The organism is Polynucleobacter sp. JS-JIR-5-A7, from assembly GCF_018687935.1.
Classification (GTDB): domain Bacteria; phylum Pseudomonadota; class Gammaproteobacteria; order Burkholderiales; family Burkholderiaceae; genus Polynucleobacter.
On the sequence record NZ_CP061308.1, the window covers coordinates 1,881,835 to 1,908,049 of the forward strand.

The window sequence follows — 26,215 nt, forward strand, 5'->3', positions numbered from 1 at the left end:
CCTACCCAGGAAGTTGTTTGCCCTGCTCTTTGAGCTCGTCTTGGTATTGCCTTTGCATTTCACGAAGACGCGCATCAATGCTCGAACCTTGGTAAAAATCTGAGCCGCCGGCACTGCGAGCAATTTTGAGTTGCTCAATTGCAGATGGCCAAGCACCCTCAAGCGCATATTTCTCACCCAAAGCATAGTGACGCATAGGCACATTATTTGCCTGATCATACGCATTTGATAGCATACTCCACCAAACAATTTCATTTGGCTGGGATCTGGTGCGAGCCTTGAGCCAAGCAATCGCATCATTAGTGCGACCTGTCTTGAGCTCGGCATTCACCATAGCTGCTCCAGCAGCGTAAGACTGAGGATAAGCACGCAATGCAGCCTGTGCAATCTGTAAAGCTTCTTCTTTTTTACCCTTAGCCAAAGCAAGCTCTGAGGCGGTAATCTCAAGAGATAAGCTTTGACGCTGAATCGGCGAGCCCGGTGCACTAGCCTTTTGCGTTAAATTGCGGGCCTGTTGTAAATCGACTTCTGCCTGATCCCATTTACCCTGACGCTGAGCGATGAGTGAAAGCCCATAAAAGCCTTCTATCTGTTTACCAATTGGTTGCTGCTTACTGAGACTATCAAAAGTATTTTTTAAGTCGTAGAGCCCACTCGAGCTACCAGCCTGCTCCATTCGAGCGCGCGCCTTAATAAAATAAAACTCAACAGCAGTTGGTACATTGCGAGAAGGAACAGTACGTGCGCGATCCTGCATATCAGCGATACGATCAGTAGTTAAAGGGTGAGTACGCACATATGCTGGTACGCCCTTATCCATAATGCCAGTCGCTTTTTGCAAACGCTGAAAAAAACCGGGGGCACCATTCACATCATATCCACTAGCATCCAAGATCTGAAAGCCAATACGATCCGCCTCACGCTCTGCATCTCTTGAATAAGACAGTTGATTATTGATTGCTGCGGCTTGACCACCCTGCATTAAGCCAGCAGCGGCCTGAGGATTGCGTGACATCGCCAATGCACCTAATACCATGCCAGCAATCGCAATCATAGTATTTGTTGTCTGCTTATCCATTTGTCTGGCTAGGTGGCGCTGCAAGACGTGACCTGTTTCATGACCCATGACTGAAGCAACTTCAGAGTCCGACTCTGCACTGACTATCAAACCAGTATGAAAACCAATAAAGCCGCCCGGTAAGGCAAACGCATTAATGCTGCTATCTTTGACCGCAAATACTTCAAAGTTATAGGCGCCGCTACCTTGTTCGTTCGCACCACCAAGTTGTAATTTTTTAGCGGCCTGTATTAAGCGGCGCTCCATTTGATTGAGATAGTCATATATAGGCAAATCATTTGAATAATCTGCGTCAGGCCTAATTTGGCGCATGATCAACTCACCGTATCTTCGCTCGTCTACCCGACTTAAAGCATCACCGCCTGGATCACCCATGTCAGGCAAAATAATCGTTGGCTGACTTTGAAGAGTATTGCGTGTTGGAGCATTAGCAGGACGGGCATCTGGAGACTGCATCGCCCGACCAATATTTTGGATGGCGGCAGAATTTCCCTCTACAGAAACATCTCCAGTAGCAGGTGCGGCATACAGAGGAGTAGTCCCAGTACAAGCCAGCCCCAGAACGAGGTGCATCGCTAAAAGACGCTGCCAAACCGAAATATTTTTAACAGACTTTATATCTTGCATCCCTATATGGTAAAACTTATCCCATGAACAAACTAACTCATTTTGATGCCAGTGGCCAAGCCCACATGGTAAATGTTGGCAATAAGCCCAATACTCATCGCATAGCAATTGCTACCGGGACTATTACGATGCTTCCGGAGACCTTTAAAATGGTTGAGGCTGGCACCCATAAAAAGGGTGATGTTTTAGGAATTGCTCGTATTGCAGGTATTCAAGCTTCCAAAAGAACTTCGGATCTGATTCCTCTGTGTCATCCACTGGCACTCACCCACGTAAGCCTCGAATTCCAACTAGATCAAAAAACCAGCAGCATCGCTTGCCAAGTTAGGGCTGAAACTACGGGGCCAACAGGCGTTGAAATGGAAGCCCTCACCGCAGTCCAAGTCGCCCTCCTCACAATCTACGATATGTGCAAAGCAGTAGACCGTGGCATGGTGATGAGTGATGTCAAGCTGTTAGAAAAAAGTGGTGGTAAATCTGGGGAATGGAAGGCTGAACAATAACAGCTCATCAAAAAGCCACCCGAAGGTGGCTACCCATTGATAGTTACAAAAGAAGAAATTTTTATTTACTAATTCTGCACTCAGAAGGTAGTAACTGAGAAATCAGATTGGTCTCAGTCGATCTGCATGACCAACCTCCTGCCCAAGCTGAGCCCTCAGGTTTTGACAAATCAATTGGCTTAGGTGAGTTTGCATCTGGCTCATTGGTGGGAACAAGGTGCAATGTATTTTTACCTTCAGGCGCCACACTAATTTGATAATCAATCGCAATTGCCCCTGATGGGGTAACTTCAATCAATTTAACGCTTCGTGTTGGCGTAAAGGTGAAAGACCCACTTGTAGCTTCATCCATAGGCACAGTTCCACGACTAGCAAATGCTTCTGTGACGGCAAGCTTGGCGCTGGAGGAAAGATTCATGCCTTCAATAACTCGGCTACGAGCAATGTAGTCCTGATACTGAGGCACTGCCACTGCAACCAAAATTCCAATGATCGCCACTACCACCATGACTTCTATCAGCGTAAAGCCAGACTCTTGATGAGTCTCTTGTTGTCCCTGCTTGTCCTGATTTTTACTTTGCATATCTTCTAGCTCCTGAGGTGAAATACCTCATCATCCAGTCTATACCTCTTGAACTCAATGAGGCTAAGAAGTAAAAAAGCCGGCTTTTCTGATTACCTAGAAAGAAATTTACGCTTCTTTGTGAGCATTCTTTTTCTTTAAATAGGTTCCAACCAAAATAACAACTGCGATACCAATCACCTCAAAGGCGAGCTTTGCATCGCCTAATGCCTCTTGGATACTATCTTTAATAGCTGGATCATCAACCAACATACCACCAGCTAGAAGGCCTAATAAACCAGCACCCAAAGTAATAATGATTGGGAAACGCTCCATCACCTTTAACAACATAGCGCTGCCAAAAATGATTAATGGGATAGACATTCCAAGTCCAATAATCAGAAGCAATAAACGAGTTTCTTCTGGACCCTTTTGTGCGGCCGCGGCTACAGCTAAAACGTTATCCAAACTCATGACTAAGTCTGCAATCAAGATTGTACGTATGGCCGCCCAAATACTTGTCTTAGCCTCCATATGCTCTTCCCCGCCGCTATCAGACAATAACTGAATGCCGATATACAACAGCAATAAACCGCCGACGATTTTTAGATAAGGCAAGGTTAGTAAGGCCACTGCAGTAATGGTTAGTACTACACGCAAAATAATCGCTGCTGCACTACCCCAAAAAATGGCTTTCTTTTGCTGGGCTGGCGGCAGGTTACGTGATGCTAAAGCAATCACTACTGCGTTATCACCCGATAACAAAATATTCGCAACAATAATTGATAAGAGTGCCGCCCAAAAAGTAGCGTCAGAAAATGCCGAAAAATCCATGATGTCTCCTACGTTTTTATGTTTTAACTTCTTTTTAATTACTGATTACTACGAAAAAGGATACTGAATATTCAGCATCCTTTTTTGACCGCTCATTACAACATAGCTTTTAATAATGCAGCCATTTCCGATGGGTTCTTTGTCACTTTGAAACCACACTCTTCCATCACGGCAAGCTTTGCGTCAGCTGTATCTGCGCCCCCAGAAATCAACGCGCCTGCATGACCCATCCGCTTACCTGGAGGGGCAGTAACGCCTGCAATAAAGCCAACTATTGGTTTCTTCATATTGTCTTTACACCAGCGAGCTGCCTCAGCCTCATCAGGCCCACCGATTTCACCGATCATAATGACAGCGTCTGTTTCTGGATCTTCATTAAACATGCGCATCACATCGATGTGCTTCAAACCATTAATCGGGTCGCCACCAATACCTACTGCAGTAGATTGGCCCAAGCCAATTGCAGTCAATTGACCAACCGCTTCGTATGTCAAAGTTCCAGAGCGGCTCACAACACCAATACGACCTTTCTTGTGAATATGGCCAGGCATGATACCGATCTTGATTTCATCAGGAGTAATAATTCCTGGGCAGTTAGGGCCAAGTAACAGAGTTTTCTTGCCGCCCTTAGCTTCTTTAGCTTTCATCTTGTTACGTACTTCCAGCATATCGCGTACTGGAATACCTTCTGTAATACAGATCACGAAATCGAGGTCAGCTTCAACTGCTTCCCAGATTGCAGCGGCTGCGCCTGGAGGTGGAACATAAATGACAGAAGTAGTTGCACCAGTTTGGGCCGCAGCCTCTTTAACAGTCGCATAAATTGGAATATTAAAAATAGACTCGCCAGCCTTTTTAGGATTTACGCCAGCAACGAAACAGTTTTTACCGTTTGCGTATTCCTGACATTTTTCAGTATGGAACTGACCGGTCTTACCAGTAATACCCTGTGTAATGACTTTGGTGTTTTTATTGATCAAAATAGACATATTGAAATTCCTGGATTATTTGTTTTTGGCAACAGCCGCAACTACCTTAGTAGCGGCTTCAGCCATTGAGTCGGCGCTAATGATTGGCAAACCAGAGTCCACAAGAATTTTCTTGCCTAACTCTTCATTAGTGCCCTTCATGCGCACTACCAAAGGAACTGTGAGGTTTACTGCCTTACAAGCAGTAACAACACCGTCAGCGATCACATCGCAACGCATAATCCCGCCGAAGATGTTGACCAAAATGGCTTCAACACTCTTATTCTTGAGCATGATCTTGAATGCTTCGGTCACTTTTTCTGCAGTAGCACCCCCGCCAACGTCTAAGAAGTTTGCAGGCTCGCCACCGAATAACTTAATCGTATCCATGGTTGCCATTGCTAAACCAGCGCCGTTTACGAGACAGCCAATATTGCCATCTAATGAGATGTAAGCCAGATCAAATTTAGAAGCTTCAATCTCAGCAGCATCTTCTTCATCGATATCACGGTAAGCAACGATTTCTGGATGACGGAATAATGCGTTTGGATCAAAGTTGAACTTAGCGTCCAAAGCCTTGATCTTGCCATTACCTTCAAGAATCAATGGGTTAATTTCAACCAATGAAGCATCGGTATCCCAATAGGTCTTGTACAAGTTTTTGAATACATCACGTGCCATCGGAATAGAGGCTTCAGGAACACCAATACCTTTTGCGACGATATCGCAGTCAGCATCTGTCATTCCAATCAATGGATCAACAAACACTTTGATAATTTTTTCTGGATGAGATGCAGCGACTTCCTCAATATCCATACCGCCTTCGCTAGAAGCCATGATCACATTTTTTTGTGTCGCGCGGTCTGTAACGATACTGAAGTAATACTCTTTTTTGATATCTGCACCGTCTTCAATTAAAAGACGATTGACTTTTTGACCTTCTGGGCCTGTCTGGTGAGTCTTGAGTTGCATACCCAAAATTTCGGATGCGTACTTCTTTACGTCATCCATGCTTCTCGCCAACTTCACACCACCGCCTTTGCCACGACCACCAGCATGAATTTGAGCCTTCACAACCCATACTGGACCGCCGAGCTTTTCAGCAGCCTTCATAGCTTCATCTACACTAAATGCAGGAATGCCATTTGGAACAGGCACATTAAATTGGCGCAGAAGTTCTTTGCCCTGGTACTCGTGAATTTTCATAATTACTCCGAAACGGTATCTTTTGTAGCAAGCGATGAGGATTAGTAAAACCGATATTGCCTTGATCCCATACTTACTCGAGAAATAGCTAAATTAGCCAAATTTGAATAAATGCGAACGGCTTGACCGACTTCATAAGTCTATCATGTTGCAATGCCGCAAATGGCAATTTTTGATCCGTAATTGCCCTAATCAGGGCTTTGACCGCCAATTATTCTGGCCACCACATCTGAACTAAAACCCTTAGACGCCAAAAACCGATATTGCCTTGCGCGTTCTTTTTGATCCTGGGCTTTTTCCCCGTATTTTCTTGCCCAAAGTTCATATGCCCGCTGAAATTCAGTTTCCTTTAAAGCCCCAAGGAGCTTGGCTGATTGCTGCGAATCCACCCCCGCCCTCTCTAGCTCATCAGCAATTTTTCGAGTCCCATATCGCTCACTACGCCTTCGCACCAAGGCTTCCGCAAATCGCTCGTCGGATAACCAACCACGAGTCTCAAAATCATCCAAAACAGCCTCAATACTAAGAGTGGTAGCTTGCGAGGTTTGCTCCAGTTGCTCAGCGCCCAACCTTGCCCATCTAGCCTCTGATTCGGCCAACTTGGCGGCTAAAGTTTTGCGACTATATTCTCGGAGCGATAAAAGACGCAAAGCCCGAGCTTTGAGACTCGGGCTTTGTTTAGGTTTTTTACTAGCTAATTCTGACATCGAATGATTCAACGCAGTTATTCGACTTCCTCTTCCTCACTTAAGACATCGGTCACTACTGCAGAACCAGATTTGACGCCTAGTTTCTCGCGAATTTTTGCTTCAATATCTTTAGCAATCGCTGGATTCTCTTTCAAGAAATCGCGCACATTGTCTTTACCCTGACCAATACGATCGCCGTTATAGCTATACCAAGAGCCAGACTTTTCAACGATATCAGCTTCAACACCCATATCAATGATTTCACCTTCTCTTGAAATACCGGCACCGTACATGATGTCAAAAATGGCTTCGCGGAATGGAGGAGAAACTTTGTTCTTCACAACCTTCACACGGGTTTCATTACCAACGACTTCGTCACCCTTCTTAATGCTACCAATACGGCGAATATCTAAGCGCATAGAAGCGTAGAACTTCAGTGCATTACCACCAGTAGTAGTCTCTGGGGAACCAAACATCACACCAATCTTCATGCGAATTTGGTTAATAAAGATCACGGTGGTGTTAGTGCGCTTGATAGCGCCAGTCAATTTACGCAATGCTTGACTCATCAAGCGAGCTTGCAAGCCGGGCAATGAGTCGCCCATATCGCCTTCAATCTCAGCTTTGGGAACCAAAGCTGCAACGGAGTCAATGACGATCAAATCGATTGAGCCGGAGCGCACTAGAGCATCTGCGATTTCTAAAGCTTGCTCACCAGTATCTGGTTGAGAAATCAATAAATTATTCACATCCACACCTAAGCGGGATGCGTACTGAACATCTAAAGCATGTTCAGCGTCGATAAATGCGCAAGTACCACCAAGCTTTTGCATTTCTGCAATCGCATGCAAAGTTAAGGTTGTTTTACCGGACGATTCTGGGCCGTAGATTTCAATCACACGACCACGTGCTAGACCGCCAACTCCCAAGGCGATATCCAAGCCAAGTGAACCACTCGATACCACTTGAATATCTTGGCTAATTTCAGCATCGCCCAATCTCATGATCGAGCCCTTGCCAAATTGTTTCTCAATTTGCGCTAAGGCTGCTGTTAACGCCTTTTGCTTATCTCCACTCATCCCCTCAAATTCTGAGGAAGCTGATTTTCTTTTGTCATCCAAGGCCATTTTTTATTCCTTTTTCACTGTGTATTGGGCTTTTTCCCGAAGTTTCATCTACTGTTTAACAACTTAGGATTTACTGTATATAAAAACAGTAGTATTTGCAAGCGACTTTTCAAGGGAATTTACAGATTTTTTACTAGTCCCTGCTCGATTGGGGTGCGGTCCCAATAGAAAAAGAGAGGCATTGCAATCGCCCATACGACGCCAACCAGGATAAAACCCGTGATTTGACCTCCGGGGCCCCATCCTCCAGCCCCTAATCGAATGCCAGCCTCATAGGAAAGGGGGCCAGAAATAGCGCCCAATACGGCTGCCCAGATGGGTCTACCCCGCAACCAAGATAAGGAACCGTTTACGGTAGTGGCCACTAACACCCAAAGAGTCCACATCCATAAAGGGGATAGAAAGGGAGAAGGCCAATCATCTCGGAAATCCAAGTAGCCTAAATACATGATGAGGGAGTCAGTACAAATTCCAAAGAAGAGGGCTTTTAATAGGAGGCTCAATTCGGCTCTAGGGGATGGAGAGCGCCATGCATGAAACGCTATATAGGCCAAAGTACCAATTACCGGCCATAGCACCTGCTGATTAGCTGCACCCAATACACAAGCAAACCAACCAGCTTGAAAAAAGACAAAGTTCCAAAATTTAGCCATATATGAATTCTAGCCAGCCTAAGAAAAAAGCCACTGCCGGTGGGCAATGGCCTGTAGATTTGGTGGCGAATCAGGGATTTGAACCCCGGACCTGCGGATTATGATTACGATTTAGTCCGCAGAACCACTCATTATACCCTTATATCTATTGGGCGCCAGAGCATCACCATCAAAAAGTATCTAACTGTGTATCTAACTCGTAATACAATAATTGAACCCAATTATTGAACAAATATGAGTAGAACCACCCCTATTCCATCGAGTATTCAGACGATTTCTGGATACCCCAAGAAGTTAGTAGTGTATCTAACTTCTTCTAGTAAATATTACTGGGTCAGAGTGTTCTTTCAAGGGAAATATTTCACAAAATCGACTAAATCTACAAATTTGGTGGAATCAAAGAAATTCGGAATTAAGTTTTACGAACAAGTTCTTTTAAATAGTGTCATCACCAAGACTTCAGACACAAACAAGTCATTTACGGTGGTGGGTCGAAATTACTTAGATTCAATTAAACCCATCACCATTCCTTCTGTATACCGAAATGATGAATCTCGATTTAAGAATGAACTCTCCCCATTCTTTAATGAACAAGATATCTCCACCATCACTAATTCACAGATTAGTCGTTTACTACAAAAACTCACTGAAAAAGAACGTTCACTCTCGACTCTCAAACACTACATGGTAGTTCTACGAAAGATTTTGAAATACGGTATCTCAAATGACTTATTAGATAAGTTACCTGTTTTTCCGAAACTTTCTAGTAAAACAAGAACAACACAAAAACGAGATTACTTAACAGACGAAGAATATGAATCAATCGTCAGAATGAGTGAACTTTGTTCTGATGAGAAGTTAGTAGTGAGAGGTGTAGAAATAACACTAGAGATGAAATATCTGATTCAGTTCATGATTAATTCATTTATACGACCATCCGACTTACGAGTGATTAAACATAAACACATCACGATTAAAAAAGAAAATAAAGATGAGTGGATCGTGTTGTCACATCCCGCAACCAAGACAAACGCAAATGAAGTTCAATGTATGACTGCGTCAGTCGGTATATACAAGAAACTTTGTGAACTCAGATTAAAAAATCAGAAGACGATTTCTCCTGACGAATATGTGTTCTATCCACAATACAAGAATCGTGACACGATGATGAGTGTTGTCGGTAGATTATTCAGAAAGATTGTAGAGAGAACAAATCTCGAAACAACGACAGATAAGAACATCACACTCTACTCATTACGTCACACGTCAATCATGATGAGATTAGTAAAGGGAAATGTAAATACATTACATCTTTCAAGAAACGCAAGAACATCCCAACAGATGATTGACCAGTTTTATAGTTCACACTTAACTACCGACCAAGTTCGTGTTCATCTACAACGATTTGAAAGTGTTGAGAAGAAAAAAGAAGAACAACTCAAAAAACGACTAGAACGAGAGAAAGAAAAAGAAATTAAGAGAAAAGTCGAAGAAAAGTTGAAATCTAAGACCCCCTCAAAAACCACCACAAAAGTTCAAAAATAGTTCGGAATCAGAGTTAATATATCTCTGTCAAAACATCAATAAATTGATTGGGGTCTCCACCATGAAATTATCAAGAATGAGAAACTTTCTGATTCCAGTATCTCTAGGACTCATCATCTCAACGAATGTATTTGGTCAATCACAATCATTCAGGTGTAATTTTTCAGATGGTCTATCAACAAACTGGGATTCGGGGAAACCATCTTCTAAGAGAACTTCAGATATGAGTGAATTAATATTTGACCAAATTGATATTAAAAAAGGAACCGGTCGAATGATTGGTAATTCAGGATCTGAAACTGTTCAAGTTCTTAAAGGTGATAGTTCAACTCATATTGTCGAAAGAACACCATCTGGAAATATGAATATCACAACTATATTTAATCCCACTCAAAAATATTCTGATTTGTATCCAGTAGTTCACAGTCGTCATATTAATTTGATGAGTGGTCCATTTCCATCTCAGTATGTTGGTTTATGTAAAAATTTAAAATGAATACTAATCTAATATTAGATTTTTACGTTATTGGAATAGTAATATTTGGGGTGTTAGTTGGATACTTTATCAATAGAAATGATATAAAACATAACCCAAGAACAAAAGAAGACTTACTGAATAATTTCTTAGACAACTTAGAGAAAAAGAAAAAAGACTAATACTTCCCTGGAAACTCACCATTCGAAACATTCAACATGATTGTTTCACCCCACTTCATCCATCTTCCTAAGTTTCTCAATACATTGTCTAAGTCATTCTGATTAGTATTCAGAGTAGTCGGTAAAGTCATCTTCTTTTTACCTTCATAGTATTGAACAACCATTGGTAAGAGTTTGGGTATCTTAGGTTTATTGTTCTTGAGATACACATCACGATAGATATTCAATACACTTCGAATTGTCTTGAGTTTAGGTTCCGATCCTTCTGTTAACTGATATCTACCAATCAAAACAGTCTTTTTCTTCTTACTTGATGACTTCTGTTCTTTTGTCAGGATATCTTTAAGTTGAGAAAGTGTTTCTGTGACAGATTGATTGAGTGGTACTTCTATCAAAATCCCATAAGGTGATTCCATCTCATCTTCTGACTTAACGACTTTGACTACAGGTTGTTCAAAGAGTTTTGAATGAGTCTTCCACCAGTCATCAAACTTGATATTCGTTATATCACCCCATGAATCATAAAAGTGTTTCGACTTCCTCAAATTTGATTGAACATCATTTATCAATGACTGATGACATAACTTATAGAACTCAAACCAGAGTCTGTAGTTCTCTTTACGAATGAGTAAGTTTGAGGTGTTGTTCATAGTAGGAACAATCTACCATAAAAAGACAATACTATCTATCCGACAATTGTCGTAAATAGACTTTTATCGTTCTAAATCAATGACTTAAAGTGTATAGTGGTAAGTATAGATTGAGATTGATTGATTCAATTCCGAATCCAATATTCGATTTATATGACATCACTTATAGGAGATTTAAATGAGTAAACCAATGTTACAAATAAACTTAACGATGACTCATGGTGTTTGGGTAAAAGAATTCTCGGATCCAGAGGAAATGACAAAACAAATTGAAGAATTAATAAACAATAAAACTATTTCATTTGAGATGAACGATAAATCATATTTAACTGACGACCATCATGAGTGTTATCTAGAAAAAATTAATTATCAGTATTTCAGATAATTTATATGTAACTGTCCATTCCTAAAGAATCATCTAGATTCCTGAAACGACAGAATAGTGACAACTAATAAAAATAACTAAGTCACTACACCCTTAATTTTTTTGATGTGAATAAAAGAACCTTTTTAAAGGGTGTGGGATTCTTTTGTTCAAAATTTATTGAAAGTAACTAAATTATGAAATTATCAAATCAACTACAACTTCAAACTTATCAAACTACCTGTAAAAACATGACTGTCGTAAATGAATACATCACTTCTTTCCAACAGTACACAAGAAACACCGTAGAGAACATCCTCAAATTAAGTTCACTAATTGTTGAGATGAAAGAAAAAGAAAAGTCTGGTGAACTGGATAAAACAGATATGAACTACTTCTGTTTCTCAGTCGGACTCAAAAGAGATGGTTCAACATTTAGAAAGTTTGAACAGATTGGTAAACACTCTGAAATTTTCTGGAAGTATGTAGATAAGTTACCTGACTCTTACACTGTTCTCTATGAAATCACCACTCTTGATCCTGATAAGTTTGAAGAGTTAATGTGTAATGATGAAATTCATTCATATGTGACATTGAGGGATGTAAAGAGATTAGGAGGAAAAGTTCCTAATATGAACAGTTCCAATAAATTCTCATCTTCTTCCGTTAGTCCAGTTCAAATGAAGAAGTTAATAAAGTCTATAAATCGTTTCACGATAACTGTTTCAAGAGATATACCAAAAACAGAATTTGATTCAATAATTAAATTTCTAGATAAACTTCAGGAAAAACAACTTGTCAGATTTGAAATACCACAAATTACAGAGTATCAAGAAGATGATGAAAATGTTGTTGATGAAGAAGTTGTAACAATGTAATAAAAATTCTCCCCACCACGAAACTGATTATTTCCAATAATTTTTTTCTGGTGGGGTTTTTGTTATTTTGAAATTTTTTTCAGGAGGTGAAATGGTAAATATGACTTTATCCATACCTACAGACAACAACTTGTATAAATATAAGTATGAGTAGTAAATATTGGACAAGTCCCATGTGACACAGTCACTGATTACGGAACGACAGAAGTTAAGGACCGTGTCGTATCAAACTGTGAGACTAAGACAAATTACATAATGAGGACACCAAAGACGAAGATGGGTGTTATTCAATAAAGATTATCGTCACGATGGGATGAAAAGACTCCCAAAACAGTCTGTATATCGTTTGTGTGGTTTCAGATTGTTACCGTTGGAAGAAACAGATGTAAAGGAAAAAGACTAACCGTCCTTCCTGATTAATCAACGAATCAGGTTATCTACACAAATGTGTCTGAGAGTTCCACACTCAGGTAATGATTCATCTATCTTCGGATAGGTGAATTGTATCTTCAAATTCCTCCTCAGATACATTGGATCTAGATAAGTTCTAGTTAATTGATTTCATCAATGTTACTTCGTAACAATCCTATTTAATTTAATTATATGAATCTTGATACGAGGAACGAGTATCAAATGACGAAGTCATCCACTAGATTGTTCCTCCTGTGAACAAGTATGGTGACCAGTAACTTTCACCAGATTCCATTCCTTATAAATAACCATATAGAACTTACTTGTCGTTAACCATGTCGTTAGATGTTAGTTCTCACTAGTCTTAGTTTCTATTCACTATCCAAAGGAAATCAATGTCATTACAAATTCAATCTACACCACAAGTTCAATTTCCATTACGAATGAATCATGAACTTCATACACGATTTACCAAGATATCCACCACTACCAAGATTCCTAAATCAACACTAGGAAGACTTTCTATAACAAGATTTCTAGATGAAATCGATAAAAAAGGAATAACAACTGTACTAAAAGAACTGGAGAACATATGAACAAAATTAAATCATTTCGTCGTTTTATGAAAGAAGAGAAAGAGAAGTATTACACCTGTGACCTGAATCCTGATATGAGTAAAGATGATGTTATCTATCTCTTTAATGAACTCATACCACTCACTATGAAGATGTTAAAGAACGGTCAAGTTCTTATTACAGTCGAACCAGTTCTTGATGGTGAAGAAGAATGAATAAACAACTGACAGACCATCTCGTAAAAGAATCAATACATTCTTACTTCTTTAATCCCAAGATGAAAGATTCCTCCATACAGTCTGACTTACAAGAACTGACACAAATAGTGAAGAAATTATCTAAAAAGAAACACTATGTTGTTTTTATAGTGGAAGATAAAGTATATTAATTATGTAATTTATATCATTTTTAAATCAACAAATCGGTGGATCTTTATGACTAACAATCGTGATGAAGAAATTGAAAAGTACTTAAAACATCTTCAAAAAGAAGAGGAAGAAAATGAGTATGAAGATGATGAAGATAATCGTTTCAGAATCGAAACTACCACCACTAATAGTATTGTTGAGAGAAGAACGTACGGTGGGAATGGAAAAGACTTTGTCATTGAAACACTTTGGAGGTCGGGTTATGTGATTGTTGTAGATGAACCCTATCTACCAGATGACTACGATCCTGAAGTGGGAATCGATATTCTTAAACTTGATACAGATATCGATGACCAAGATTTCACAGATGGATCATCAGAATTTATATTTGGGGATGGTTTCACCATCGAAGAACAGGAGGAAATTAAGAGTATTTACGAAGATGAAGATGAAGAAGGTCTAAGAGAGTTAGGTTACGAATTCTATGTTGGTGAATATTGTTTCTTCGGTAAGTTAAAGATAGAAAAGGTTGAGTGATCTTCTATCTTCACACTACGAATCAATGATGACTTAAATGATCAGGTTATCAATCAAATACGGTATCAACAATTCCATCTTTCAATAGTTCTGATGAACCTACCTGAAGCATATTCTTGCAACTTGTCATTTCTTCATAACTAATCCATTTTTTTGAAGATTTGTCATTTAACATCATTTTGATATGGTTATATCCAAGTTCAATAATTTTCCTATCAATTGAGTCAATTGCAGTTTTCATTGAGATACACCTTCCATCGTCAACAGATGCTTGATGAAACCCCATCGTTCTATATTTTTGTATATTTCTTTTAACACCACCAACAAATATGTAACCACATGCTGAGTCACAAGAATCAGTTATGAATGTTTCAATATTTTTCTCTCGTACCGTCTTACCAATTTCTATACTGTAAAGTAACTTACCGCCATTTGAATTCAGGTATAGAGATATTTTTTTACAATTTTTCTTTTCAAAGAGAGACAGAACATCACTAAATTTATAACCCAAGTCTTCATCAACTAGACCAGATATTTTTATCACGCAGTTATTTGGATTCGAGAATTGATATGTAATGAGTCCATTGTCATATCTTTGTGTAGCAATTTGTTCATTTGTAAAGAGGATAAAAATAAGTACCGAACAAATGCAGAGGAATGTGAGTGTGATGTATTTCAAAAGAGAATTTTAAAAAATAATTAGAAATATTCTGTAAAAAAGAAGAGTTAAGTTAAAACCTATTAGAGAATTTTTTACAAATACCCTCGAGATTAATAAAAAGTTCTACCGTATTTAATTACTTTTTATATAGAGTACTCACTATAGTTTTAGTTTCACCACATTCATTACTGTAATCATTCTCTCGAGAAACGTTCCTTTGTATCTCTTGTCATCATCCCTATAGATAACCTTTCCATCCTCTACAGATCCATGTGACGGAGTCCATTTACATATTTCTAGTAAAGGAACTTCTCTATTCTCAAATTGAATACAACGAAAGTAATATCGAAAATACTTGTTATCACCTGAGTTCTTAACCAGAGTGAGATTAGTGAAATTCTGAAATTGAACGTAGTAACCAGACTTCATGGACTTATAACGTCTAATTTTTCCCATTACCTTCAAGGGGTATTTGGAGACTATCGAACCGGTCTCCTTACATGACTTTATTACAAGTTTTTCTAGTGTGGACTTCACTTCTTTGTCATTCATTATCTTATGATCCACTTCAGTTTTATCAGACCAAAATTCCCACAAAGGGTTTGAAGTTAAATTAAACTTCTCACCATAACTACTCAATAAACCCTGAGTAATTACCAACTATTTTTATTGATGCAAAATTTTTCACTCATTCCGCTTCTAATGCATGTTTGAGTCGGCGATACAAGAAAATATAATAGAAAGACAATAATTAATCCAAGGTACAAATACAGAATCTTGCGTAGAAAATTTGGAACTTTAATTAATTCATTTTCAATTGTATTTTTTGCATTTAAGTGAAAAATAACTATCTTACCCAACACAATATAGTTAACAATAAATATACCGACTATTGAAAAAAGGATGACGTAGACTAAAATTGTGACAAATTCGGTTCCTGGTTGATATCCAACAATGAAAAAAAGTACCAAAAGAAATAATAACAATGCATTTGTAACTCTTTTAAAAAACATTACCCCCTCCTATTCCTCAACTCATCCTCGACAGACTCTTTAAACTCTTTCTTACGTTTCTCTGATTCCTTGAGATTGTGAATCACTTCTTTACCTGTAATTACAATCTTATCTTCAAGAAGGTCTGTTAAGGACTTCTTAGGTTGTTTAAACGTACTCACAAGACTCACTTTCTCAACCTTTTTTAATTTTCATAACTAAGAAAGTTGCTAGTGATAGCAATGGAATAAACAGATAACCCAAAATAAGTTGAAGTTTTTGTTCTCTAAACATAAATTCAGTCACCATCAACTGAAGAAACCAAACCCCACCAATTGAACCAATATAAAAGGAATAGGTAAATATTTTTGAAAAGTTCAGGTTTAGTTTTTGTAGGACAACATATAGACCAAAAAATAGTGTGTAAATTAAGAATCCGTACCCCACCAACTTGAAATCGTTATCATTAAGAAAAATTGTGTTTTGATAGTAAATACTCTTAATACAAACCCAAACAACAGATGAAAGGTAAAAAGATCCAACAGTTAAACTTAAAGTAAGAATTATAAAAAAAATAATTCTGAGTAGTTTTAAATAATTTTTTAGTAAAAATTCCATAATTTAAGTCAATCAAGAAGGTTCAATTAAGGTGCTTGGGAAATATACTTTTTTTGTATCTGGGAGATGGACTTTTAACTAGTACTTTAAGTTTCAATAAACAGTTGTTTATTGAATTAATTGACAGTTCCAAATAATAGGTCCTTGATTCCAATAAACCAATGAACCACTGATAGGATCAAACTGAATTTTCAACCCTTGATCACAAGAAGTTTCACCAAATGTCACACTATTACCTGAAACACTACAAAGTATTGGTAGATCATAAGTGGAGAACTTTAATTGACTATTTGATTTCACTGGAAACTTTTTTTGTTTTGAATCAGATGAATCAAATTTAAAAAATAATGACCGTTTAAACCCTGGTGAATAATTGGAATCATTGGTTCCGCAAATATATTCTTTTTCGGTAATTTTTGACTCAACACCACAACCAACAAGAATCAAAAAAGTTGATAGCAATACCAAAAGATTTATGTTTTTCATTTATTACTGCTCTTTTTCTCTGGTATCAACCCGTTATTCATGTACCAGAAATAATAAAACATAACATCTTGTCCATTTCTATCCGTAACTTCAGTTGGAATTTCTCTAACAGAAACTTCTTTATACGAATTACCAAATAACTTATATTCAACATTCCTATACTTGTATCCCATTCGTTCATACACAACTAAGGTATTTGACTTACTTGGTACAGGAAAAAATATAAATCCACCAAAAATATCTACCAACTTCTTCCACGAAGTACCGTTCTGTTGAAGAACTATAGTGTTCAAACCCCCAGAACCACCAACACCTTCCTGAAGAATTATTTCAACTGAATCTTTCGATGTGATGTGAACTCGACTCCATCTAATTGGTGGATTTTCACTAGGTAATTCTTTTACCCAGTCCTTATAAACCTTACTATCAGTAATATCCTTTGGTGGATCAGTTCTAACCCATTTTATATTTGATGGTGAAAGATGAAAATCGTAGTCCTGAATCTCAGAACCTTGAACAAAACTATAAAAAAATACTAAGACTAAAAGAAGTAATTTTTTCATTGTTTTACTCTTCGTGATTCTACAAACTCAAACTCAAATAAAGACTCCATATGTTGACCCACTTTATTGATGATTTCATCGTTTATAAAGATTCGTCCGTTTGTATTCACTTTTTCTAAGTACTCACCGTGATATATCAATTTTGGATAGGTATTACCATTCAGATCGTAGGTTCCATAAGTTACCGTTGGACCTGTAACCCTTTCACCAAGAACACTAATAAAAAATAGTTCCGTAAACGTGGAACCTTCGTCATTACGAAATTTCATAAGTGTCTCAAACATTGCTCTGAACTCAATAATTCTTACTTCTTCGTATGTATAACCATAACGAATACATATGTCGTTAACGTTCTTTTCACACTTTTCAGTTGAGGGTAAACCGAAACAAAGTTCAATATTTGACTTAACTTCCGTCATATAGTGTTCTAGAGTAGAGAAGGTCATTTTTAATCGTGTTTAATAGTTTTTTCTAAAACGACTGACTTTTCTAGTTTGAGAATCTGAAATCAGTAAAGCACGTAAATTTACATTTGTGTCAAAAGCAATTGATAAGAGATTTTCGTTGAGTAATTTTATTTTTTGATAAATCCCAATAATTAATGATAGAAAACCAAAGACAATCAAATATCCAATAAAAGTTAAAAATATCATTAGAAGAAAAAGTCCAAGAGGTAATTCCGAAACCTCAGTACCAATCTTGTATATAAAACCCCACTTAGGTGAGAATGGAACAAATATAAGTTTACAAAAAACAAGATAAATTAAGGAAAAGAACGACAACATATGTATCGTTCCTAAAGTAAATATTAATAAGTTAATTACTCTCTCATTAACCTCTAACATTTCATCAATTGTTGATTTTTCGTTATTTATATTTGACATTACTCACCTAATTACAGAGTTGAAATCCACCTACCCATACTTCTTTCATCTTCGAAATTACTTCCCCTACATCAACGACCCTATCGTTCATTGACGTATTTCTATCAATCATCAATCCAGTAGATTTATCTAATCCCAAGGGTTTTAAATTAGGAAAGAAATCATTGATAAGTTTATTAATTCTATATGTAGTTTCTTCAGTTAATTCGATTTTTGGATAACTCCCAGGAACACCCATCGGAGAGATATGAAAAGGTGGTGAAATTTCATATTTACCATCAATTTCTACTCGAAAATCGAACCTTTCTTTCATCACATCTGAGTCCAATTTCAGACTAAAACTTCCCTTAAATTCCTCCCAATCAAACTCAAAATCAAAAAGTGTGATGACTTTTGATGTAGACGGTGACACTACATTACCCCTCAGAAAATTATGTAAGTTATCTAACTTGTCATTCATTTTTCTGTTCTTTCGATCCATTTTGTCCAGTAGTCAACTAGACCAGCGATTTCTCTACCGTCCTTACCTTCTATATCAATTGATTGTTGTGAATAAGGTATGTCACCAACAATAGTTCCATCATCTTTGTAGTTACAGTACCCAGCGATTCCACCACATAACTTATCAAAAACAATGATTGAACAAACATCTTCCATATTTTCAAAGGGATTCTCTTTAGAAATTTCAAAGACCCAGTATCTTTTTCCCTTGTACAGAATCTTATGATTTGTAAGTTCTGGTTCTATGTATCTACTAACCATGATTACCCTCTTCTAAGACTTGATTTACTCGTTCGTGTAAATTAAATGAAGTTGACGAATAGTACAGTTTGGGATTCTGTCGAACTTGTTCATATTCTTCTCTTGAGAGATTAATACTTACTCCTCTTGACCAGTAATAGTATTTACCATCATCCTCAATCACAATCGACTTATAGTTAAATTCCTTAGTACTCGGTGGTCTCTTGGTTATTGGAGACAAATATGACGGTAGAGGTGTGATGTCAACAATACTTAAATTCATACAAATCCTTTTAGTCACTTTGGGTAGACAAGTGGAATAAATCACCAATAAAAAACCCACCAAGAAGGTGGGTCTAGTCACTCAATGTTTGTTCTATAAAGAACCTCATCGTTTTTTACCACCTTACTTGAGTCGTAGGTTGGTGTGACTGTAGTCAAACTCTTGATGTTGATTAATTGTACTGACTTTCATAACGATTTGTCAAGTTATTAATCTAATTATTCATTTAGATGATAGTTTTTTATCAAGTATTTGGAACTCATTTTTTATTGATTCACATGATTTAACTTCACTCCAAATGAAGTCTGAAATTTTATTATTTTTTTCAATGTTTTCTTTTATATCTTGTGTATACATCTTCACAAACATCATGTATTGATTATCTTGAAATGATTGACTCTGTTTTTCCTTCTTCCCTAGATACATACCAACAGAATAGAACAAATTTCCGTCTTGATAATATATTTTTGGTAATTCTTTGTTATCAGACATCGTTTCAAAAGCAGCACCCATTGTGTTGTTGAGAGCACCACATCTACTACCAACATATTGATATTCAATCGCATCAAATTGTTTTGAATTTTGTATTCTTTTAATAGAAACAGACACTGGATCTATCTTTGTTTGACAAAACACTGTTTGTGAAATTATTAAAGTAATTATGAAAAGAAAATTTTTCACTTATCTGTCTCCATTTATTTTATTTTCTGTTGTACATTAATGTTTATGAAATCTACCACTATTTTGTTACTTTCAACAATATTCATTTCTACGAGTGTTTTTAGTCAATCTGAACCTGTAAAACTCAGTAAATCAGGTATTTGTCATAAACCAGGAAGTACCTACTATCAACAGACTAAGAACTTCACTCCATTTAAGACACTAGATGAGTGTTTGAAGTCTGGTGGAAGATTACCGAAGAAATGAATAGATTATTTCTATTACTCTCAATCTCTTTTTTGACATTTTCTTGTTCAAAATTTGATTCAGACACATTCACACTTATCTGTAATGTCAATTCTGAGTGGGAAGGGACTATGGATGGTCGTAAGGGAAATGAAAAAAAGAATGAAACTATTACTTTTATTTTCAAAAATAAGAAACTTGATGGTTTTGAGTGTTTACATTGGGATAAAGAAAAGATAGTTTGTTCCGTTGATATAAACAAACCTACCCAAAAAATGACTGAATCTCTTAGTTTTGACAGATTATCAGGTGTTGTGAATTACAAAAAGTTTAACTCTCACTCACTTATAAATTTAGTCGAACAGAAGTCATATGTTGGTAAATGTGAAAAAGTAAAAGAAAATAAATTTTAATTATGAAAAAATTATCTGGTTGGATGAGAATTTGGATCGTTCTATCTTTCGTTTTTTTTATTTCATCTTATCTTTATGGTGTTAGGGATTACAACCAGAGAAATAATGAGATTTTTAATCTTTATCGTAGTTCATGTGAAATTTCTAATAAGTCTGTAAACCAATTTAAAGAATGTTGGGACTACGCAGTTGATAAAACTGATGAATCAAAAAAATCTTCAGGTGGATTACTTGAACAAACCTTAGTGTTCTCTATACTTCCACTTTCTTTTTTTTGGATTTTTGGATTTATTTCATTCAGAGTATTTAAGTGGATTAGAAAAGGTTTTGTAGAACAACCTCAAAGTACCGAGTAAACAGTACCCACTCCAATTTGAAGTTGTTTAGAGATTTGTTTGATACCCATACCCTTCTCTCTTAACAACTTCACCGCAGATTTCATTCCTTCGTTCATCTTTGTTGGACGTCCGAGTTTCTTTCCTTGACTGACCGCACGTTGTAGACCCGCAGTTACTCTTTCAGAAATCAATGAACGTTCCATTTCTGAGATACATCCAAATATCCCGAAAATCATCCTTCCTGACGAAGTAGATGTATCAATACTTTGTTGATTGAAATACAAGTCAATTTTGAGTTCATTAAGTTCATTCATAACTTCTACTAAATGACTGACTGAACGTCCCAATCTATCCACAGACCAGACTAGAACCATCTCAAACTTCCGTTGAACCCCGTCTTTCAACATCTGATCCAGTCCAGGACGATCCTGACGTCCCTTAGAACCCGATATACCGTTATCTGAGTAGATTTGTGTCACTTGGTACCCACATCTATCTGAATACTCTCTGAGAACCTGTATTTGGTTCTCTACAGTCTGTTTGGTGGTAGATACACGAACATAGATACAAACTCGTTTTGACATGATTTAAACCCTTTCTGAACCTGTTTTTGGAACGGTGGAGGGTAGGAGGTACGGAGGAAAAATCAACCAGTTCTTAGTGTGAACAAAAAGAAAAAACCCGTAGACATTGAATCTACGGGTTTCTTGTTGAGTCATGAAAAAAGTATCTAACTCACTACTTAGATACTTTTACATTTCTTTAAAATCAAATATCTCTGTAAGTCATTGATCCTAAAGGAAAAATGGTGGCGAATCAGGGATTTGAACCCCGGACCTGCGGATTATGATTCCGTCGCTCTAACCAGCTGAGCTAATTCGCCGAACTGGTGATTATAAAACAATAGAAGGGGTGCTGTCTAAATGAAGCTGACTGTGCTGATGACGCTGATTAGTTTCGCCGCTACCTTACGCAAACCTCATCTAACCTCTATTTAAAAGCGATCGGGACCTAAAAGTAGCGGGGGGGGGGAAGAAATCACTTATAGTTATAAAAAATATAAAGGGGTTGTTGTGAAACTATTGGTAACACTAATCTTTGTTAGCGCACTAGTTGCTTGTTCGCAAAAACCTGACAACCTCATGCTAAGCTGTTACGGCGCCGTTATTAAGACGGAAGCTAAAAAAGAAATTGTTACACCTCAGGTGACGCGAACCTACAAGATTAAAGATTACAAAATCGATAATTATGAGTGTACCCAGCAATCCAACATCATTAGCTGCAATTTGATCAAAGAGTCCAACGGGGCAAGGCAGCGTAAACGTATTATTTACAATACAAGTACGCATTCATTTGCCGAAATTGATGCCACTTGGTCTATTGGTGAAAAGATAAACCCTAACGAACGCACTATTGCTCGAGCAGAATTTATTGGTAGATGCGAAAAGCCGATCCTGAATTAAAAGAATGACGTAGCTTAGTTACAAGCAAAGTATTCAGTAAACTTCGCTTGCGCTGCTCTTTGTGCCATCAATTCGAATCGGCTACGAATACTATTTCTCACGAAATACTCAATCACCAGGGATGGAATGATGGAGTGCGGCTCCACAATCGCTTCATACCTAAAAAGCGTCTTATCTCTTCCCTCGCTAAGCCTCCAAGACCCTCGATATTGTTTGTTATCACCGCTTAGCTGCTCAAAAGTAATCAGTTTATTTGGGGTCTCTGTGTATTCCATGAGTGATTTCATTTCAACCGGAAAAAAGAGTATCTGCTCTCTAATTAACCTTTGAACACGTACCTTATTACGAGTCCGCGATATCACTTTCGATTCAACAATCCCAGGAATACTCTTGGCCCCCTCATAGTCAGTAATAAAAGCATAGGCAGCACAGATATCGATTGGCACTGCATAACTAGCTTGAATTTTGAAGTAGCCATCTTCTGAAATGACACTTACTTGCACATCATATGGATTCGCATTTTCTTGTGCATGACTATGCAGTGCGCTGATAAATAAGAATAGGCAAACAATCCATTTCATCATTTAATTGTCATACCAAATTGTAAAGGCAGGATTTTGACCTGACATGTTCTCTCTTGACTTAGATATTGAGGGTGCCTAGATGCTCCGCTGTTCATATGACAAGTTTATGAATCTAGTCAATAGCTGTCATATTCGATCCTCAAAAATAAGAGTGCATTATGAGGCTTAAAGTGCAATGAGTTTGCTCTAAAGAATCGATCTTGGCACCCTTTTTCTAAGAAATAGCTCAGTTACTCTAATCTGCAGCTACGCTTCTAAGAAATCGTAATATAGATGCATGAAAAGAGATTTCCAAAAACGGCTTGTCTTAGTGTTCTTGAGTGTTTTGATGCCTCTTGGCGCTTCTGCAGCCCAAATCTTCATTGCTAACTATCCATCAGAAGCCAACGCTAAGGTCTTTGTTACAAAGTACCCGTCTGAAGCGAACTGCATTGTCTACGTAACCCAATACTCCAGCGACAAGGAACCAGGGGTATGGTTTTATACAAAGTATAAAAGTGATGCGCGAGCCACTATCTATTACACCCAATACAAATCTGATGCCGACCTTATTGTGTATTTTACGAAATACACAAGTGATGCACGCTGCCGTTACTAACAAAGAAACTTAAAGTATGAAACTCATTTCAATTTCAGCAGGAAAAGTTTTGCCTTTATTCGGCAATCACCACCCCGATTACAAATCAGTCGCTTCGGCAATTCATAAGAAGAGTATTAGTAATTTACAAAATCCCATTTCAGTTGAAATTACTACTCTTGGAGTACAGAGTGATGAGCAGGCTGACTTGAATGTGCATGGTGGCATTGAAAAAGCCATCTATGTTTATCCTGCAGAGCATTATGCTTTTTGGAACGAATTACTCAGTCGTGAAACTAAAAAAGAAGTTGCTCTCCAGCATGGAGCTATCGGAGAAAACTTCACTATCGAAGGTTTGCTCGAGAGCGAGGTCTACGTTGGCGATACATTACTGATTGGCGATCTAGAATTTTCTGTAGTCAAACTGCGTGAACCCTGCTTTAAGTTCAATGCAGCAGTGGGCTATAAAGGTGCTAGTAAAGCGATGCTCCAGTCGGGCTTTAGTGGCTGGTATCTCAGAGTCATCAAGACTGGCATCTTGGCTGCCGGAGCACAGATTACTCTTGTTCCTGGAGCAAGAGATATTTCAATTGCTCAACAAAATCAAAAGTTACTAAACAATCGCAATCAAAAAGATTTGTGGGAATAAAAAAGCCCGATCATTTTGTGATCGGGCTTTTAGATACTACAAACTAAAGATGCTTTACATCTAATTAGTCACGTGCATAGATATCTACATCTTTGGTTTCTTTAACAAAAAGTACACCGATTACCAATGTCATCGTAGCGATGATGATTGGATACCAGAGACCGTAGTAAATATTACCGTTCTGCGCAACCAAGGCGAAGGAGATCGTTGGCAACAAGCCACCGAACCAACCGTTACCAATGTGGTATGGCAAGGACATCGAGGTGTAGCGAATACGAGTTGGGAACATCTCAACGAGCATCGCTGCGATTGGGCCATAAACCATGGTTACCAAAATCACCAAAAATACTAACAAGGCCAATACCGCAACATGGTTAACCTCAGCTGGGTTAGCTTTAGCAGGGTAGCCGGCAGCATTCAATGCATCACGAATTTCTTTCTTGAACTCTGCATCTTTGGCCTTTGCATCTGCTGGAGCCATGCCCTTGGAGGAGTAGCCAGTGATTTCAGTATCACCAATCTTCACAATCGCTGTACTACCAGCAGCACCGGCAAAGGTGGTATAGCTAGCAGAGTTTGAAGCCATCACTTGTTTTGCAATATCGCAAGAGCTTGTGAACTTCGCAGTGCCGGTTGGGTTGAACTGGAAGGTACATTCAGTTGGATCAACCGTAATAGAAGCTGGTGCAGTTGCCATTGCCTTCTCTAACTGTGGGTTGGAGAAGTGAGTCAAGGCATTAAATACTGAAACTGGCGTATTTGGAATGTAAGTAATGATCGCCAATAACAAGCCGCCCATGATGATCACTTTACGGCCAATCTTGTCAGACAAGGCGCCAAATACTACGAAGAATGGTGTGCCGATAACCAACGAAGCAGCAATCAACAAGTTCGCAGTTTTAGCATCTACCTTCATCACTTGGGTGAGGTAGAACAAAGCATAGAACTGGCCTGTGTACCAAACCACTGCTTGACCTGCAACTAGACCAAACAATGCCAAGATCACAATCTTCAAGTTCTTCCATTGACCAAATGATTCTGTCAAAGGTGCTTTAGACAACTTACCTTCATCTTTCATCTTCTTGAAAGCTGGTGATTCATTCATGGACAAACGAATCCATACAGAAATTGCCAACAAAGCGATAGAAGCAATGAAAGGAACGCGCCAGCCCCAAACCTCAAAGTCTGGACCAGTGAATTCACGTGTAAACAAAATCACAAGCAAGGAGAGGAACAAACCCAGAGTAGCGGTTGTCTGAATCCAAGCTGTATATGCACCGCGCTTACCATGAGGGGCATGCTCTGCAACATAAGTAGCAGCACCACCGTACTCACCACCTAAGGCCAAACCTTGCAGCATACGCAATGCAATCAAGATGACTGGGGCAGCAACACCGATAGATGCATAGTTAGGCAGAATACCCACGATGAAGGTTGCGCCACCCATAAGCATAATAGTGACCAAGAAGGTGTACTTACGGCCAATCAAATCGCCTAAGCGGCCAAACACCAATGCGCCAAATGGACGCACGATGAAACCAGCGGCAAAAGCTAACAAGGCAAAAATGAAGGCAGAGCCAGCATCTAATCCTGAGAAGAACTGCTTGGCAATAACGGCAGCCAAAGAACCGTAAAGGTAAAAGTCATACCACTCAAAAACCGTACCTAAGGAGGAAGCAAAAATAACTTTGCGCTCTGCAGCGGTCATTGGGGCTGCTTTAGTTGATGTTGACATCAGTAGCTCCTAACTATTTATAGAAATAAAAAAACAACTCGTCGATTATCCTTAAAAAAATTCAAAGAAATCCAACACTTAGGGTAATTA

At 38.2% G+C, this 26,215-nt stretch carries 33 protein-coding genes, 1 tRNA gene and 1 riboswitch; of the genes, 13 read left to right on the forward strand and 21 right to left on the reverse strand.

Annotated elements, in window-relative coordinates; all coding sequences use genetic code 11:
- Position 1 precedes the first annotated feature (1 nt).
- Positions 2–1,705: a M48 family metalloprotease gene (locus AOC29_RS09760; RefSeq protein ID WP_215295797.1), complete on the reverse strand. Its 1,704-nt coding sequence runs from the start codon at positions 1,703–1,705 to the stop codon at positions 2–4.
- A gap of 23 nt (positions 1,706–1,728) precedes the next feature.
- Between AOC29_RS09760 and moaC the strand changes: the two genes are divergently transcribed.
- The gene (gene moaC, locus AOC29_RS09765; RefSeq protein WP_215295798.1) at positions 1,729–2,208 is read left to right on the forward strand and encodes a cyclic pyranopterin monophosphate synthase MoaC; all 480 of its coding nucleotides are present in this window, start codon (positions 1,729–1,731) and stop codon (positions 2,206–2,208) included.
- Positions 2,209–2,269: 61 nt separating this feature from the next.
- Here moaC and AOC29_RS09770 read toward each other — a convergent pair whose 3' ends face one another.
- The 7 genes from AOC29_RS09770 to AOC29_RS09800 all read right to left on the reverse strand — a co-directional run bounded on the left by AOC29_RS09770 (position 2,270) and on the right by AOC29_RS09800 (position 8,247).
- Positions 2,270–2,791, reverse strand: coding sequence for a pilin (locus tag AOC29_RS09770; RefSeq protein ID WP_215295799.1), 522 nt, complete (start codon positions 2,789–2,791; stop codon positions 2,270–2,272).
- Between the two features lie 108 nt (positions 2,792–2,899).
- A complete protein-coding gene (locus AOC29_RS09775) occupies positions 2,900–3,604 on the reverse strand; it encodes a TerC family protein (protein ID WP_215295800.1) in 705 nt (234 codons plus the stop codon).
- Positions 3,605–3,699: 95 nt separating this feature from the next.
- Positions 3,700–4,593 carry a succinate--CoA ligase subunit alpha gene (gene sucD, locus AOC29_RS09780; protein ID WP_215295801.1) on the reverse strand — a complete coding sequence of 298 codons (894 nt, stop codon included), beginning with the start codon at positions 4,591–4,593 and terminating at the stop codon, positions 3,700–3,702.
- 15 nt (positions 4,594–4,608) lie between these two features.
- Positions 4,609–5,778 (reverse strand): ADP-forming succinate--CoA ligase subunit beta, encoded by a 1,170-nt coding sequence (gene sucC / locus AOC29_RS09785; protein WP_215295802.1) that lies wholly within the window; start codon positions 5,776–5,778, stop codon positions 4,609–4,611.
- A 188-nt stretch (positions 5,779–5,966) separates the two neighbouring features.
- Positions 5,967–6,485: a recombination regulator RecX gene (recX, locus tag AOC29_RS09790; RefSeq protein WP_215295803.1), complete on the reverse strand. Its 519-nt coding sequence runs from the start codon at positions 6,483–6,485 to the stop codon at positions 5,967–5,969.
- Between the two features lie 17 nt (positions 6,486–6,502).
- Positions 6,503–7,594 carry a recombinase RecA gene (gene recA / locus AOC29_RS09795; RefSeq protein ID WP_215295804.1) on the reverse strand — a complete coding sequence of 364 codons (1,092 nt, stop codon included), beginning with the start codon at positions 7,592–7,594 and terminating at the stop codon, positions 6,503–6,505.
- 119 nt (positions 7,595–7,713) lie between these two features.
- Positions 7,714–8,247 carry a DUF2878 domain-containing protein gene (locus AOC29_RS09800; RefSeq protein ID WP_215295805.1) on the reverse strand — a complete coding sequence of 178 codons (534 nt, stop codon included), beginning with the start codon at positions 8,245–8,247 and terminating at the stop codon, positions 7,714–7,716.
- 234 nt (positions 8,248–8,481) lie between these two features.
- Here AOC29_RS09800 and AOC29_RS09805 point away from each other — a divergent pair, with 234 nt between their 5' ends.
- From AOC29_RS09805 to AOC29_RS09815, 3 genes are all read left to right on the forward strand, one after another.
- Entirely contained in the window at positions 8,482–9,792 is a 1,311-nt protein-coding gene (locus tag AOC29_RS09805) for a hypothetical protein (protein ID WP_215295806.1), read from the forward strand.
- 61 nt (positions 9,793–9,853) lie between these two features.
- A complete protein-coding gene (locus tag AOC29_RS09810) occupies positions 9,854–10,288 on the forward strand; it encodes a hypothetical protein (protein WP_215295807.1) in 435 nt (144 codons plus the stop codon).
- Positions 10,285–10,449, forward strand: a complete 165-nt coding sequence (locus tag AOC29_RS09815; RefSeq protein ID WP_215295808.1) for a hypothetical protein — start codon at positions 10,285–10,287, stop codon at positions 10,447–10,449. The genes AOC29_RS09810 and AOC29_RS09815 overlap by 4 nt, the downstream gene beginning before the upstream one ends.
- Here the strand turns inward: AOC29_RS09815 and AOC29_RS09820 are convergent.
- Positions 10,446–11,099 carry a hypothetical protein gene (locus AOC29_RS09820; protein ID WP_215295809.1) on the reverse strand — a complete coding sequence of 218 codons (654 nt, stop codon included), beginning with the start codon at positions 11,097–11,099 and terminating at the stop codon, positions 10,446–10,448. The genes AOC29_RS09815 and AOC29_RS09820 overlap by 4 nt on opposite strands.
- A gap of 178 nt (positions 11,100–11,277) precedes the next feature.
- Between AOC29_RS09820 and AOC29_RS09825 the strand changes: the two genes are divergently transcribed.
- From AOC29_RS09825 to AOC29_RS09840, 4 genes are all read left to right on the forward strand, one after another.
- Positions 11,278–11,484: a hypothetical protein gene (locus AOC29_RS09825; protein ID WP_215295810.1), complete on the forward strand. Its 207-nt coding sequence runs from the start codon at positions 11,278–11,280 to the stop codon at positions 11,482–11,484.
- Positions 11,485–11,660: 176 nt separating this feature from the next.
- Positions 11,661–12,341, forward strand: coding sequence for a hypothetical protein (locus AOC29_RS09830; protein WP_215295811.1), 681 nt, complete (start codon positions 11,661–11,663; stop codon positions 12,339–12,341).
- A gap of 1,003 nt (positions 12,342–13,344) precedes the next feature.
- A complete protein-coding gene (locus AOC29_RS09835; protein ID WP_215295812.1) occupies positions 13,345–13,542 on the forward strand; it encodes a hypothetical protein in 198 nt (65 codons plus the stop codon).
- A 219-nt stretch (positions 13,543–13,761) separates the two neighbouring features.
- Entirely contained in the window at positions 13,762–14,232 is a 471-nt protein-coding gene (locus AOC29_RS09840) for a hypothetical protein (protein WP_215295813.1), read from the forward strand.
- A gap of 49 nt (positions 14,233–14,281) precedes the next feature.
- On the opposite strand, the gene AOC29_RS09845 is transcribed toward AOC29_RS09840, so the two are convergent.
- The 8 genes from AOC29_RS09845 to AOC29_RS09880 all read right to left on the reverse strand — a co-directional run bounded on the left by AOC29_RS09845 (position 14,282) and on the right by AOC29_RS09880 (position 20,141).
- Positions 14,282–14,911, reverse strand: coding sequence for an ATP-dependent Clp protease proteolytic subunit (locus tag AOC29_RS09845; protein WP_215295814.1), 630 nt, complete (start codon positions 14,909–14,911; stop codon positions 14,282–14,284).
- 1,700 nt (positions 14,912–16,611) lie between these two features.
- On the reverse strand, positions 16,612–16,989 hold the full coding sequence (locus tag AOC29_RS09850) for a hypothetical protein (RefSeq protein WP_215295815.1): 378 nt from the start codon (positions 16,987–16,989) through the stop codon (positions 16,612–16,614).
- Positions 16,986–17,552: a hypothetical protein gene (locus AOC29_RS09855; RefSeq protein ID WP_215295816.1), complete on the reverse strand. Its 567-nt coding sequence runs from the start codon at positions 17,550–17,552 to the stop codon at positions 16,986–16,988. The genes AOC29_RS09850 and AOC29_RS09855 overlap by 4 nt, the downstream gene beginning before the upstream one ends.
- Positions 17,549–17,971, reverse strand: a complete 423-nt coding sequence (locus tag AOC29_RS09860; protein WP_215295817.1) for a hypothetical protein — start codon at positions 17,969–17,971, stop codon at positions 17,549–17,551. Before AOC29_RS09860 ends, AOC29_RS09855 begins: the two co-directional genes overlap by 4 nt.
- Before the next feature lie 39 nt (positions 17,972–18,010).
- Positions 18,011–18,436, reverse strand: coding sequence for a hypothetical protein (locus AOC29_RS09865; RefSeq protein ID WP_215295818.1), 426 nt, complete (start codon positions 18,434–18,436; stop codon positions 18,011–18,013).
- Between the two features lie 7 nt (positions 18,437–18,443).
- Positions 18,444–18,896, reverse strand: a complete 453-nt coding sequence (locus AOC29_RS09870) for a hypothetical protein (RefSeq protein WP_215295819.1) — start codon at positions 18,894–18,896, stop codon at positions 18,444–18,446.
- A complete protein-coding gene (locus tag AOC29_RS09875) occupies positions 18,893–19,198 on the reverse strand; it encodes a hypothetical protein (RefSeq protein WP_215295820.1) in 306 nt (101 codons plus the stop codon). Before AOC29_RS09875 ends, AOC29_RS09870 begins: the two co-directional genes overlap by 4 nt.
- Positions 19,199–19,534: 336 nt before the next feature.
- Positions 19,535–19,634, reverse strand: a riboswitch (SAM-I-IV-variant riboswitch).
- Between the two features lie 48 nt (positions 19,635–19,682).
- Entirely contained in the window at positions 19,683–20,141 is a 459-nt protein-coding gene (locus AOC29_RS09880; RefSeq protein ID WP_215295821.1) for a hypothetical protein, read from the reverse strand.
- A 356-nt stretch (positions 20,142–20,497) separates the two neighbouring features.
- Here AOC29_RS09880 and AOC29_RS09885 point away from each other — a divergent pair, with 356 nt between their 5' ends.
- Together AOC29_RS09885 and AOC29_RS09890 are read left to right on the forward strand one after the other, a co-directional pair.
- A complete protein-coding gene (locus AOC29_RS09885) occupies positions 20,498–20,779 on the forward strand; it encodes a hypothetical protein (RefSeq protein WP_215295822.1) in 282 nt (93 codons plus the stop codon).
- A 2-nt stretch (positions 20,780–20,781) separates the two neighbouring features.
- Positions 20,782–21,135, forward strand: a complete 354-nt coding sequence (locus AOC29_RS09890; protein WP_215295823.1) for a hypothetical protein — start codon at positions 20,782–20,784, stop codon at positions 21,133–21,135.
- Here AOC29_RS09890 and AOC29_RS09895 read toward each other — a convergent pair.
- Together AOC29_RS09895 and AOC29_RS09900 are read right to left on the reverse strand one after the other, a co-directional pair.
- Positions 21,120–21,701, reverse strand: coding sequence for a recombinase family protein (locus AOC29_RS09895; protein WP_215295824.1), 582 nt, complete (start codon positions 21,699–21,701; stop codon positions 21,120–21,122). The two genes, AOC29_RS09890 and AOC29_RS09895, sit on opposite strands and share 16 nt — an antisense overlap.
- 222 nt (positions 21,702–21,923) lie before the next feature.
- Positions 21,924–22,000 (reverse strand) — tRNA-Met (locus AOC29_RS09900).
- A 190-nt stretch (positions 22,001–22,190) separates the two neighbouring features.
- Between AOC29_RS09900 and AOC29_RS09905 the strand changes: the two genes are divergently transcribed.
- Positions 22,191–22,580, forward strand: coding sequence for a hypothetical protein (locus AOC29_RS09905; RefSeq protein ID WP_215295825.1), 390 nt, complete (start codon positions 22,191–22,193; stop codon positions 22,578–22,580).
- Between the two features lie 14 nt (positions 22,581–22,594).
- Here AOC29_RS09905 and AOC29_RS09910 read toward each other — a convergent pair whose 3' ends face one another.
- The gene (locus AOC29_RS09910) at positions 22,595–23,164 is read right to left on the reverse strand and encodes an SRPBCC family protein (protein WP_251369989.1); all 570 of its coding nucleotides are present in this window, start codon (positions 23,162–23,164) and stop codon (positions 22,595–22,597) included.
- Between the two features lie 277 nt (positions 23,165–23,441).
- Between AOC29_RS09910 and AOC29_RS09915 the strand changes: the two genes are divergently transcribed.
- Both AOC29_RS09915 and AOC29_RS09920 read left to right on the forward strand, forming a co-directional pair.
- A complete protein-coding gene (locus AOC29_RS09915; RefSeq protein WP_215295826.1) occupies positions 23,442–23,762 on the forward strand; it encodes a DUF6150 family protein in 321 nt (106 codons plus the stop codon).
- Positions 23,763–23,778: 16 nt separating this feature from the next.
- Positions 23,779–24,390 (forward strand): MOSC domain-containing protein, encoded by a 612-nt coding sequence (locus AOC29_RS09920; protein ID WP_215295827.1) that lies wholly within the window; start codon positions 23,779–23,781, stop codon positions 24,388–24,390.
- Between the two features lie 64 nt (positions 24,391–24,454).
- Here AOC29_RS09920 and AOC29_RS09925 read toward each other — a convergent pair whose 3' ends face one another.
- Positions 24,455–26,125 carry an MFS transporter gene (locus tag AOC29_RS09925; RefSeq protein WP_215295828.1) on the reverse strand — a complete coding sequence of 557 codons (1,671 nt, stop codon included), beginning with the start codon at positions 26,123–26,125 and terminating at the stop codon, positions 24,455–24,457.
- Positions 26,126–26,215 lie beyond the last annotated feature (90 nt).